9 protein-coding genes are annotated in these 12,016 nt (G+C 66.1%); all 9 read left to right on the top strand.

Features of this window, described 5'->3' with window-relative positions; genetic code table 11:
* Positions 1–80: 80 nt before the first annotated feature.
* The 9 genes from rsmH to murG all read left to right on the top strand — a co-directional run bounded on the left by rsmH (position 81) and on the right by murG (position 12,014).
* A complete protein-coding gene (rsmH, locus tag IEY43_RS00735) occupies positions 81–1,073 on the top strand; it encodes a 16S rRNA (cytosine(1402)-N(4))-methyltransferase RsmH (protein WP_188946669.1) in 993 nt (330 codons plus the stop codon).
* A gap of 43 nt (positions 1,074–1,116) precedes the next feature.
* Entirely contained in the window at positions 1,117–1,836 is a 720-nt protein-coding gene (ftsL, locus tag IEY43_RS00740; protein ID WP_188946670.1) for a cell division protein FtsL, read from the top strand.
* Positions 1,837–1,912: 76 nt separating this feature from the next.
* Entirely contained in the window at positions 1,913–3,727 is a 1,815-nt protein-coding gene (locus IEY43_RS00745) for a peptidoglycan D,D-transpeptidase FtsI family protein (RefSeq protein ID WP_229777209.1), read from the top strand.
* Complete coding sequence (locus tag IEY43_RS00750) at positions 3,721–5,313, top strand: UDP-N-acetylmuramoyl-L-alanyl-D-glutamate--2,6-diaminopimelate ligase (protein WP_188946671.1); 1,593 nt, start codon at positions 3,721–3,723, stop codon at positions 5,311–5,313. The genes IEY43_RS00745 and IEY43_RS00750 overlap by 7 nt, the downstream gene beginning before the upstream one ends.
* A 50-nt stretch (positions 5,314–5,363) precedes the next feature.
* Complete coding sequence (locus IEY43_RS00755; RefSeq protein WP_188946672.1) at positions 5,364–6,821, top strand: UDP-N-acetylmuramoyl-tripeptide--D-alanyl-D-alanine ligase; 1,458 nt, start codon at positions 5,364–5,366, stop codon at positions 6,819–6,821.
* Positions 6,818–7,921 (top strand): phospho-N-acetylmuramoyl-pentapeptide-transferase, encoded by a 1,104-nt coding sequence (gene mraY, locus IEY43_RS00760; RefSeq protein WP_188946673.1) that lies wholly within the window; start codon positions 6,818–6,820, stop codon positions 7,919–7,921. The genes IEY43_RS00755 and mraY overlap by 4 nt, the downstream gene beginning before the upstream one ends.
* Complete coding sequence (gene murD, locus IEY43_RS00765) at positions 7,903–9,459, top strand: UDP-N-acetylmuramoyl-L-alanine--D-glutamate ligase (protein ID WP_188946674.1); 1,557 nt, start codon at positions 7,903–7,905, stop codon at positions 9,457–9,459. The genes mraY and murD overlap by 19 nt, the downstream gene beginning before the upstream one ends.
* A 58-nt stretch (positions 9,460–9,517) precedes the next feature.
* Positions 9,518–10,801 carry an FtsW/RodA/SpoVE family cell cycle protein gene (locus IEY43_RS00770; RefSeq protein ID WP_229777210.1) on the top strand — a complete coding sequence of 428 codons (1,284 nt, stop codon included), beginning with the start codon at positions 9,518–9,520 and terminating at the stop codon, positions 10,799–10,801.
* 91 nt (positions 10,802–10,892) lie between these two features.
* On the top strand, positions 10,893–12,014 hold the full coding sequence (gene murG, locus IEY43_RS00775) for an undecaprenyldiphospho-muramoylpentapeptide beta-N-acetylglucosaminyltransferase (protein ID WP_188946675.1): 1,122 nt from the start codon (positions 10,893–10,895) through the stop codon (positions 12,012–12,014).
* Positions 12,015–12,016 lie beyond the last annotated feature (2 nt).

Below are 12,016 nucleotides of genomic sequence, written 5' to 3' on the forward strand. Positions count from 1 at the left end.
CCCGGAGCCAGAAAGAGTCGCCGTCAACGGTTGGAGGGGGATCTGATCTCAGCACCGATTTGAACGCGAAAGGGGGCGCAGTGACGAATCAGGATTCCCAGCGACCAGCATCGGAACGACATGTTCCGGTACTTCTGGATCGTTGCGTCAATCTGCTGGCTCCGGGTATTGAACGAGCCAATGCAGAAGGGCGTCGGGCAATCGTCGTCGACTGCACCCTGGGCATGGGTGGTCATTCGGAGGCCATGCTCCAGCGGTTCGAGAATCTCCACTTGATCGGCCTGGACCGTGACGAGCAGGCGCATGAGCTGGCCGGTGCTCGCCTGCGGCCCTTCCAGGGCCGTATCGACCTGGTGCACGCGGTCTACGACGAAATCGCGGATGTCGTGTCCGATCTCGGTTTCCCGGGCGTCGACGGCGTCCTGTTCGACCTCGGCGTCTCCTCGCTCCAGCTTGATGAGCGCGAACGCGGTTTTGCCTACTCCTACGATGCTCCTCTGGACATGCGCATGGATACCTCAGTCGGGCCGACCGCCGAGGACCTGGTCAACGACCTCGAACGAAACGAACTGCTGCGCATTATCCGCCAGTGGGGCGAAGAGAAATTCGCCGGTCGCATCTCGACAGCAATTGTCGAAGCACGCGCCAAGGACCGGATCACAACCACCGCCCAGCTGGTGGAGGTGATCCGAACAGTTGTCCCCGCTGCGGCCGCCCGCAACCACGGACATCCTGCCAAACGGACCTTCCAGGCGCTGCGTATTGCGGTCAACGAGGAACTGGACGTTTTGGAGCGAGCCATACCGGCTGCCATGAGCTCCCTGAACGTCGGAGGCAGAGTGGTGGTCATGAGCTACCACTCGCTGGAAGACAAGATCACCAAACGGCACTTCGTCCAGGGATCGACTTCCTCGGCCCCTCCGGGTTTCCCGGTAGAGCTTGAGGAACACAAGCCTGAGTTCAAGGTCCTGACCAAGGGGACCGAAAAACCCAGCGAAGCGGAAATCGCCGAAAATCCACGTGCCGCCTCAGCCCGCCTGCGGGCTGTGGAACGAGTTCTCAAGAGGAGCTAGTATGAGCCAACGAGCCCAGCGCCGAGTGCAAAAGAACGTAGCCATGACTGCCCAGCCAGTCGTTGACGGCAGTACTGCCCGCGCCGTGCGCCCCGAGCCCGTTTCCGCTAGCGATCTCAAGTTCGTCGACACGCCGCAACGCGTGACTCTCTCGTTGGTTCCACGGATCAACGAGACGAACAAGCGCTCCATGGTGGTCACCTCGGTGGCCATGGTGATGCTGTTCGTCGCCGTCGTCGTGACCCTGGTCTTGATGAACACGTCCGTGGCCCAGCGTCAGTACGACATCGTCTCCCTGCGCAACCAGGAGCGTGCGCTCTCCCAGGAGAACCAGACGCTGCTCAAGGACGCCCAGTCGCTCTCTGCTCCGCAGGCACTGGCCCGGAAGGCCGCCGACCTCGGGCTCGTTGCACCGGGTGCTCCCGGACTGATCGACCTCTCTGAGGGAAAGATCACCCAGCCGGCTGAAGAAGCGGTCAAGGGCGACAAGAACCCCACGAATTACGACACCCTGCCGCTGCCCGGCGAGAGCATCAACGGCAGCAAGAAGGCCAAGGCGGCCGAGGAGAAGCCGAAGTCCACGGCGCCCGAAACCACGGTTGGCAAGCAGGCTTCCGAAAAGCCCGAGCAGGCAGCTGCTGCTGAGACCAAAACTGAAACGGTCGAGCGCAAGGTCGGGGACGACGGACGCCCGGTGTTCACCGAGGGCGAGCTCAACGGCGGCACGATTCCGGCGCCGACCATGAAATCCCCGACGGACTAAGTTTCGGTTCCTAAGCTTGAGACAGGGCGGCGTGTTGGCTGTCAAAAATCCACGATGAAGGAAAGTTGGGTTCACCGTGAGTTCGACCGTCGCTGACACCGCGAAGAAGCGCATGCGCTTCGTATTGCTGCTGTCCATTTTGCTGCTGGTGATTATTGCCGGTCGGCTCTTCTGGGTGCAGGGCATCAATCCCGCGGCCGCGGCCAAGGAAGCGGCCGACACCCGCAACCGCGAGGAGATCATCGCGCCCACCCGCGGATCCATCCTGGACAAGAACGGCAACATACTCGCCGTGTCCGTGGACCGCTACGACCTTGTTGTGGACCAGCGCGACCAGAAGGACACCATCAGGCGCAAGGTGCGGGACGGCTCCAACGCGCGCGAACGCATTTCCTGGGAACAGGCAATCAAGGAGCTCTCCGTGGTCCTAGACCAGGACGTCGACGAGCTGACCAAGGCCATCCGCCCGCAGGAGGGCGCGAAGCCCAAGGGCTACGTCATGATCGCCAAGAGCGTGACCCCCGAGGTCCGCAACGAGGTCATGGAAATCGGCATTCCGCGGTTGAACTCGGTGCTGCGCAGCGAACGCCAGTACCCGCAGGGCGTCATCGCCGGTCCGCTGCTGGGCTTCGTGCGCAACTCCGAAGACCAAAAGGGCGTTGTCGGCGCCGAGGGCCTGGAACTCAGCCAAGAAGAGCATCTCGCCGGCAGCGCCGGCAAACGCAAGTTCGAGGTCAGCGCCGACGGCGTGCGCATCCCGACCACCGAGCTGGAAGAGACTCCGGCCGTCAACGGCCAGGACGTGATGCTCAGCATCGACAACGACATCCAGTACGTCGCCCAGCGCGCGGCGGAGGCCAAGCAGAAGCAGTTCAATGCGGAGTGGGCCACCGTCATCGTGCAGGAGGTCAAGACCGGCAAGCTGCTGGCCATCGGCGACTCGGCCGAACTCGACCCGAACAACCCGGGCGCCACCGAACCGGAATTCCGCCGCTCGGTCTCCATCACCCGCGCCTTCGAGCCGGGCTCCACGGGCAAGGCGGCGATCTTCGCCGCGGCCATCGACCAGGGCAAGGTCAAGCCGCTGGACGAGTTCACGGTCCCGAACAAGAAGACGTTCACCAAGGAGACCATCAACGACTCGCTGCCCCACGCCACCTACGACATGACGGCGGCCGGCATCTTCGCCCGCTCCTACAACACCGGCACGGTGATGGTGGGCAATACCGTCAGCAAGCAGACCCGCTACGACTACATGCGCGCCTTCGGCCTGGGAACCCCCATCGACGTCGGACTGAACGGCGCCAGCGCCGGCCAGCTGGCCGCCCCGGAAACCTGGGACCGCCGCCAGCAATACACCACGATGTTCGGCCAGGGCTACTCGCAGACCGCGTTGCATACCGCGTCGATCTTCCAGACGCTGGCCAACGGCGGCGTGCGGATCCAGCCGAGCCTGATCGACGGGTACCGCAACGAGGACGGATCCATCTCCGAGCCGGCCGAGCGCAAGGAAACCCGGGTTGTGAAGGATTCAACAGCATCCGAGATGCTCAAACTCATGGAATCGGTCGTTGAGTCGGGAACCGGTACTAAAATGAAGATACCGGGCTACCGCGTTGGCGGTAAGTCGGGTACCGGCCAGGCCGCCAGTGCAAAGGGCTACGACGGCTACACGTACTCCTTCGCGGGCGTCGCCCCGCTGGACGATCCGCAGTACGTGGTTGTAGCCACGATGTACCGGCCACAGGGCAACTGGCGGAACTTCTCGGTGGCGGATACGTTCACCGAAGTGATGAGCCATACGTTGAATACGTACAACGTGCCCCCGAGCACAAGCGATTCAGAGGCGTACAACGTCTTTGTAGGTGAGGAACAAAAGAAACCTTGGTAGTCCAGGAACCCGGCACGCCGCGCGCGCTGGAACAGCATTTGCGTCCGCACTCCGTGGCGGAAACCAGCTTCGAGCAACTGTGCACGGCGGTCGGCGCCCTGCGCGGTGCGCTGAACCCGGCCGCGAACCCGTTGATTCGAGGTGTCAGCCTGAACCCGCAGGTGGTGCAGCCCGGGGACGTTTTCCTCGCGATCTCCGGCGCGCGCCGCCATGGGGCGGAATTCGCCGCCACCGCGGTGGCCAACGGGGCACTGGCGCTGATCACCGACGCCCAGGGTCTGGCCCATCTTCCCGCGGACTTCGAGCTGCCGGTGGCATCCGTCTCGAACGTGCGATCCATCGCCGCCGCCGCGGCCCAGCGCATCTACGGCACCGCGACCCGCTGCCCGGAGCTGTTCGGCGTGACCGGCACCAACGGCAAGACCACCACCACCTTCATGATCCGCTCCATTCTTGAGGCGCTGGGCACCGAAACCGGGCTGGTCGGCACCATCGAGATGTCAGCCCGCGGACAGATCATCCCCAGCGTACTCACCACCCCGGAATCCACCCAGCTGCACGGGGTGCTGGCCCGCATGTCCGAACAGCAGGTCGCCGCGGTGGCCATGGAAGTCTCCAGCCACTCGCTGAGCTACGGACGGGTCGACGCGCTGTCCTTCGCCGTCGCCGGCTACACCAACCTCACCCAGGACCACCTGGACCTGCATGGCACCATGCAGGACTACTTCGAGACCAAGGCCCAGCTGTTCACCCCCGAGCACAGCGAGCGAGCCGTGGTGCTGGTCGACGACGAGTACGGCCAGCAGCTGGCCGACCGCGCGCTGGTTCCGACCGAGTCGCTGAGCCTGGACCCCGCGCACCCGGGCGCCGACTGGCGCGTGGAGGACCTGCGGCACTCGGGACTGGGGCACAGCTTCCGCATCACCCACCGCGACGGTCGCACCCTGGAAACCCGCACCGGGCTTCCTGGCATGTTCAACGTCGCCAACGCTGCGCTGGCCGCACTGATGGTGCTGGCCGGCGGCGTGCCGCTGGCTAGGCTGCAGCAGGCGCTGGACGCCAGCGACCCGCTGTCGGTTGCGGTGCCGGGGCGCATGCAGGTGGTCGGCGAGTCGCCGGTGGCGGTGGTGGACTTCGCGCACAATTCGGACGCGCTGGCCAAGGCCCTGGATTCGGTGCGCCCCGGCCCCGGAGGGCGGCGCATCATCGTTTTCGGCGCCACCGGCGACCGCGACACCACCAAGCGCCCGGACATGGGCGCGGTGGCTGCACGCCACGCGGACATCGTGATCGTCACCGACGACGACCCGCACGGGGAGGATCCTGCCCCGATCCGCGAGCAGGTGGCCGCCGGAGCCGCCCGCGCCATCCAGGCCGAGCGTCCCGAAGTTCAGCTGCACAACATCGCGCCACGCGCCAAAGCCGTGGAGTTTGCTGTGAGTTTGGCGGGTGTCAACGACGCGATCCTCGTGGCCGGCCGAGGACACGAAGTCAGCCAAGACGTCGCGGGAATGGACGTGGAGCTCGACGACCGGGTGGAACTGGCCAATGCCCTGAAACTTCATGGTTTTGTGACCATTGCCTAGCACGCCCCTGTCCATCAACGTCATCGCCCGAGTGTAAAGTCCTTAATGCCATGATTGAACTGTCTTTGACCGACCTGCTGAGCATCACCGGAGGGAAAGCGACGAATACCGCCGCCCCCGACACGGTGGTGACCTCGGCGACCACCGATTCCCGCGATGTCGTACAAGGCTCGCTATTTGTAGCCAAGCCCGGAGAATTCTCCGACGGCCACGCCTTCATCGACGCCGCACTGTCCTCCGGGGCGGTGCTGGCGCTGGCTGAACGCGTCACCCTCGACGAGCAGCGCCGCGAGCACCCGGCGGTCATCGTCCCGGATGCCGTGGAAGCCATGGGCAAGATCGCGGCGCACATCGTCGCCTACCTGAAGCAGAAGAACGACGCGGTGGTCGTGGGGATCACCGGCTCGGCCGGCAAAACCACCACCAAGGACCTCTTGGCGGCCATCCTCTCCGAGGTCGCCCCGACCGTGTCTCCGATCGGCTCCTACAACGGCGAGGTCGGCGTCCCGCTGACCGTCTTCAACGCTACCGAGGACACCAAGTACTTCGTGATCGAGATGGGCGCCACCGGCATCGGGCACCTGACCTACCTCACCGACATGGTCCACCCGAAGATCGGCGTGGTGCTGTGCGTGGGCACCGCGCACGCCGGCGAGTTCGGCGGCGTGGAGAACATCGAGAAGGCCAAGGGCGAACTGGTCGAGGCGCTGGACGCCGACGGGATCGCCATCCTGAACGCCGAGGACCCGCGCGTGGCGCGCATGGCCTCGCGTTCCGGGGGAGCGGTGCGCTTCTTCGGCACCGGGGGCAACCCGGTGGAGGGCGCAGGGGTGTGGGCGACCGACGTGGAAGTCAACTCCCAGGGCCAGCCTGAACTGACCCTGCAGTTCCCCGACGGGTATTCCCGACGCATCACCTCCGGCCTGCTCGGCCGCCACCACGTGTCGAACATCCTGGCCGCGGCCAACGCCGCCTGCGCACTGGGCATCGACCCCGAACTGATTGCCCGCGTGCTGCACGGCCGCACGGCCGGCAGCCGCTGGCGCATGGAGCGCATCGAGCGCGCGGACGGCGTGAGCATCATCAACGACGCCTACAACGCGAACCCGGAATCCATGCGCGCGGCGCTGGTGACCCTGGCCGAGCTGGGCCTGCCGGGCGACAACGCCCCGGCGCGGCGCACCTGGGCAGTGCTCGGGGAAATGCTGGAGCTGGGCGAGGAGTCCATCCACCAGCACGACCTGCTGGGCCGGATGGCGGTGCGGATGAACATCAAGAAGCTCGTGGTCGTCGGCCGCGGCGCGAAGGCCGCCTACAACTCCGCGGTGCTGGAAGGCAGCTGGGGCGACGAGGCGTTCTTCGTGGAAAACGTGGACGAGGCCCGCACCCTGCTGCAGGAGCAGCTGGAGCCGGGGGACATCGTTTTGTTCAAGTCCTCCAACGGCGCCGGACTGCGCCACCTGGGTGATGACATTGCAGCATTCGTGAAGGAAGGCGAGAACGCATGATCGCATTAATCGTAGGAGCGGGCATTGCGCTGCTCTTGACCGTGGTGTTCATGCCGCTGTACATCAAGCTGCTCACCAAGAAGCAGTACGGCCAGGTGGTCCGCGACGACGGGCCGATGTCCCACGCGGTGAAGTCCGGAACGCCCACCATGGGCGGCGTGGTCTTCGTGCTCGCGGTATTCATCGCCTACTTCCTGACCCACGCCATCCTGGGCATGATGGGTCGGGCCAGCGCCGGCATCACCGCCAGCGGACTGCTGGTGCTGCTGCTGTTCGGCGGCATGGGGCTGGTGGGCTTCCTGGACGACTTCATCAAGATCTTCAAGAAGCGTTCCCTGGGCCTGCGGGCCTGGCAGAAGATCGTGCTGCAGGCCGTGGTGGGCATCAGCTTCGCCGTGCTGGCGCTGCAGTACCCCAACGCCGACGGGCTGACCCCCGCATCCACCGCGATTTCCTTCCTGCGCGACACCAACATCGACCTGGCCTTCGCCGGCCCGATGCTCGGCCTGATCCTGTTCGTGCTCTGGTCGAACCTGATCGTCACCGGCACCACCAACGGCGTGAACCTCACCGACGGCCTGGACGGCCTGGCCACCGGCGCCTCCATCATGGTTTTCGGGGCCTACACGCTGATGGGCATCTGGCAGCAGAACCAGGCCTGCAGCAACGTGAACGCGCTGGACGTGTGCTATTCGGTGCGCGACCCGCAGGACCTGGCCATGCTCGGCGCCATCCTCTCCGGTGCACTGATCGGCTTCCTGTGGTTCAACGCCAAGCCTGCGAAGATCTTCATGGGCGACACCGGCTCGCTGGCCATCGGCGGCGCCGTGGCGGCCTTCGCCATCCTCTCCCGCACCCAGCTGCTGCTGGTTGTCATCGCCGGCCTGTTCGTGGTCATCTCGCTGTCGGTCATCATCCAGGTGGGCTACTTCAAGCTCTCCGGCGGCAAGCGCGTCTTCAAGATGGCTCCGCTGCAGCACCACTTCGAACTGTCGGGCTGGTCCGAGGAAAACGTCGTCATCCGCTTCTGGATCCTGGCGGGCCTGTTCGTGGCCGCGGGTCTGGGCATCTTCTACTCCGAATGGGTTGTCGCACTGTGAGCGCAAACGCCAATGCCGATCTGGCCGAACTAACCAGCTGGGATTCGAACTGGAAGGGCCTGCGCGTGGTCGTGGCGGGCCTGGGCCTGTCCGGCTTCTCCGCCGCCGACACGCTGATCGAGCTCGGAGCGGTCGTGACCGTCCTGGACGGGCGCGACGACGAGCTGAACCGGCAGCGCGGGGAGACCCTGATGATCGTCGGCGCCCACCAGGTGCTGCTGGGGTCCGAGCACGTCAAGCACCTCCCGCAGGTGAACGATCAGCAGCCGCAGCTGGTGCTCGCCTCGCCGGGCTGGAACCCGCGCCACCCGGTCATCGCCGAAGCCGCCGAGGCCGGCATCCCGGTCTGGAGCGACATCGAGCTGGCCTGGCGCGTGCAGAACCGCGAGGGACGCACCGCGCCGAAGTGGCTGGCCATCACCGGCACCAACGGCAAGACCACCACCGTGGGCATGACCGAGGCGATCCTGCAGGCCGCCGGCCTGAAGGCCATCGCCGTGGGCAACGTCGGCACCCCGATCCTGGACGCCGTGCGCGAGCCGGTCGACTACGACGCCTTCGCCGTGGAGCTGTCCAGCTTCCAGCTGCACTACACCCACAGCATTTCCCCGGTCGCCTCCGTGGTGCTGAACATCGCCGAAGACCACGTGGACTGGCATGACGGGTTCGAGAACTACAAGGCCGACAAGGCCAAGATCTACGAGCGCACGCAGACCGCCGCGATCTTCAACGCCGCCGACGAAGTCACCCTGGACATGGTCGAGAACGCGGAGGTCATCGAGGGCTGCCGCGCCATCGGCTTCACCACCAACACCCCGGCGGTGTCCATGGTCGGCGTGGTCGAGGACCTGCTGGTGGACCGCGCCTTCATCGAGGACCGCCGCACCAACGCGGTGGAGCTGATCGCGCTGAAGGACATCGGGGAGATCGTCCCGCGCCACACCGCTGCCAACGCCGCGGCCGCCGCGGCGCTGACCCGCGCCTTCGGCGTTCAGCCGGAAGCAGTGAACCGCGGGCTGAGCGGCTTCGACGCCGGCGCGCACCGCATCCAGGCCGTCGCCCGCCGCGGCGACATCCTGTGGATCAACGACTCCAAGGCCACCAACCCGCATGCAGCCGATGCCTCGCTGGCGGCCTTCACCAAGGTCGTCTGGATCGCCGGCGGCCTGTCCAAGGGCGTGGACTACAACTCGCTGGTGGCCAAGCACGCGGCCCGGCTGCGCACCGTGCTGCTGATCGGCACGGACATCCAGGGCCTGCGCGAAGCGCTGGCCGAGCACGCGCCGGAGGTCGAGGTCATCGACATCACCGCCGCGGTGCACGCCGAAACCGGCACCCTGCCCAGCGGGGCCCAGGTCATGACCCGCGCGGTGCACACCGCGGGGAAGCTGGCCCAGCCGGGCGACACGGTGCTGATGGCTCCGGCCGCCGCGTCCATGGACCAGTTCAGCTCCTATGCCCAGCGTGGCAACGCCTTTATCAGCGCGGTCAGTGATCTGATGGATAGTGATTCCACGGATCAGAACTCCAACGACTAACAGCACGCAAGAGAATCCGGCGCGGGCCGGAAAGCAACAACAGACGGGGGCATTGGTGGTGACCAAGGAGCGCAAGCAGCCGCAGGGCGCCAAGGCCGAGATCGGGAAGGCCGCTGCCTCCGGCAAGAAGCCCGGCCTGCGCCCGCAGGGCGGGATCTTCAGCGGGGTCGAGAAGGCCAGCGCACGCCTGGCCTCCACCGACTACTGGCTGGTCCTGGTAACCTCCATCTTCCTGTCGGTGTTCGGCGTCATCATGGTGCAGTCCTCCGCCTCGGTCGAGGCGATCGCGGCGGGACGCAACGGTTTCACCGTGGCCTTGTCCCAGGCGCTTTTCGCGGTGGTCGGCATCGCCTGCATGCTGGTCATGCAGTTCATCCACCCGTCCAAGCTGAAACGCCTCGCGTGGCCGGCGGTGTGGGCGGCAGTGATCCTGCTGGGCCTTGTCGCGTTCACCCCGCTGGGCCATGAAGTCCTCGGCAACCGCAACTGGATCAAGATCACCTCCACCATCGGCCTGCAGCCCAGCGAATTCGCCAAGCTCGCGCTGGCGGTGTTCTCCGCCTTCATGCTGGAGAAGAAGCAGCAGCACCTGCTGAGCGACGTCAAGCATCTGGTGATCCCGATCCTGGCTCCGGTCGGCGTCGCCATCCTCTTCCTGGTCATGCTCGGCAAGGACGTGGGCACCGCCCTGGTGCTCATCATGATCCTGGCCACCGCGATGTTCCTGGGCGGCCTGCGCATGAAATGGCTGCTGGGCCTGGGCGCCGCCGGGTTCGTGCTGCTGTCCGTCGCCGTGATGTCCTCGGCCAACCGCCGCGGACGCATCAAGGCGTGGCTGGGCATCGACTGCGGCAGCGGAGACCAGTGCTACCAGTCGAACATGGGTATGCACGCCTTCGCTTCGGGGGGATGGTTCGGGGTCGGTCCCGGCCAGTCCCGGATGAAGTGGTCCTATGTTCCCGAAGCGCAGAACGACTTCATCTTCTCCATCCTCGGCGAGGAATTCGGCTTCATCGGCGTGATCTTCGTGCTCGCGCTGTTCGCCATCCTCGCCCTGGCCATGTACCGCATCGCCATGCGCGCCAGCGACCTCTACACCCGCGTGCTCATGGGCTGCCTGATGTCCTGGATCATCGGCCAGACCTTCGTGAACCTGGGCACCGTCACCGGCGTGCTGCCGGTCATCGGCGTGCCGCTGCCCTTCATCTCCTCCGGCGGTTCGGCGATGCTCGCGGTCATGCTGGCCATGGGCTTCGTGCTTTCCTCGGCACGGCAGCAGAAGAAGGACCAGCTGGTCGCCGTCCTGCCTACCGCGAAGCCGACGACCAAGCCCAAGGACTGAACCCGTCGCCCGGCGTCCGGATCCCGCCGCGCGAACCACCGACCGACCTCCGGCACCCGCTGCCGACGAACCCAAGGAGTAAACCAGCACCATGAGCGAACCGATTCGACTGGTAGTTGCCGGCGGCGGCACGGCCGGGCACATTTCGCCCATGCTGGCCATCGCCGACGCGGTGAAGCAGGACAACCCCGCCGCCCAGATCACCGCGCTGGGTTCGCCCGGGGGACTGGAAACCCGACTGGTGCCGGAAGCCGGCTACCCGCTGGAACTGATCCCCAAGGCGCCGATGCCGCGCAGCATCAACCTGGATCTGCTGAAGTTCCCCTTCCGTTTCGCCAAGGCCGTGAACCAGGCCAAGGCGGTGCTGCGCCAAAGCAACGCGCAGGCGCTGCTGGGGGTGGGCGGCTACGTCTGCACCCCGGCCTACCTGGCCGCCAAGAAGCTGGGCGTCCCGATCTTCGTGCACGAAGCGAACTCGAAGGCCGGCATGGCCAACAAGCTCGGCGCCAAGCACGCCGCCGCCGTGGGCACCACCTTCGCCGGCACCGGGCTGCCCGGCGAGGAACAGGTCGGCATGCCGATGCGCTCCAACGTGGCCACCATGGACCGAGCCGCCCTGCGCGAGGAGGCCCGGGCCCACTTCGGGCTGACCGACGACCGCCCGGTGCTGCTGGTCACCGGCGGCTCCTCGGGCGCGCTGAGCCTGAACAATGCCGTCGCCCAGAGCCTCCAGCAGCTGAACGCCGCCGGCATCCGCACCGTGCACATCACCGGGCGCGGCAAGCAGCTCACCGACGCCACCGGAGCGTTGCTGGCCCACGAGGGCTACACGCAGGTCGAATACGTGGACCGCATGGACTACGCCTACGCCGCGGCGGATCTGATGGTCTGCCGCTCGGGCGCCGGAACCGTCTGCGAACTCGAAGTGGCCGGCACCCCCTCGGTGCTGGTCCCGCTGCCCATCGGCAACGGCGAGCAGAAGCTCAACGCCCGCGAACTCGTCCAGGCCGGCGGCGCGCTGCTGGTCGACGACAAGGACTTCTCCGCCGGCTATATCGCCGAGCAGGTCATCCCCTTGCTGGGCGATCAGCATAAACTGGAGCAGATGTCGCAGGCCGCCTCCTCACTGGGACGGCGCGACGCCGCGCAGATCATGGCACGGAAGATCATCACCGAAGTTTCATCCCGGGTCCACTCGGGACAGGAAGGCTAGAA

Source organism: Glutamicibacter protophormiae (assembly GCF_014647495.1).
GTDB lineage: Bacteria > Actinomycetota > Actinomycetes > Actinomycetales > Micrococcaceae > Glutamicibacter > Glutamicibacter protophormiae.

Excerpts from the sequence above, each read along its gene's own strand:
- mraY (WP_188946673.1), top strand. The coding sequence starts at position 6,818 with ATGATCGCATTAATCGTAGGAGCGGGCATTGCGCTGCTCTTGACCGTG.
- murD (WP_188946674.1), top strand. The coding sequence starts at position 7,903 with ATGGGTTGTCGCACTGTGAGCGCAAACGCCAATGCCGATCTGGCCGAA.
- ftsL (WP_188946670.1), top strand. The coding sequence starts at position 1,117 with ATGACTGCCCAGCCAGTCGTTGACGGCAGTACTGCCCGCGCCGTGCGC.
- IEY43_RS00755 (WP_188946672.1), top strand. The coding sequence starts at position 5,364 with ATGATTGAACTGTCTTTGACCGACCTGCTGAGCATCACCGGAGGGAAA.
- murG (WP_188946675.1), top strand. The coding sequence starts at position 10,893 with ATGAGCGAACCGATTCGACTGGTAGTTGCCGGCGGCGGCACGGCCGGG.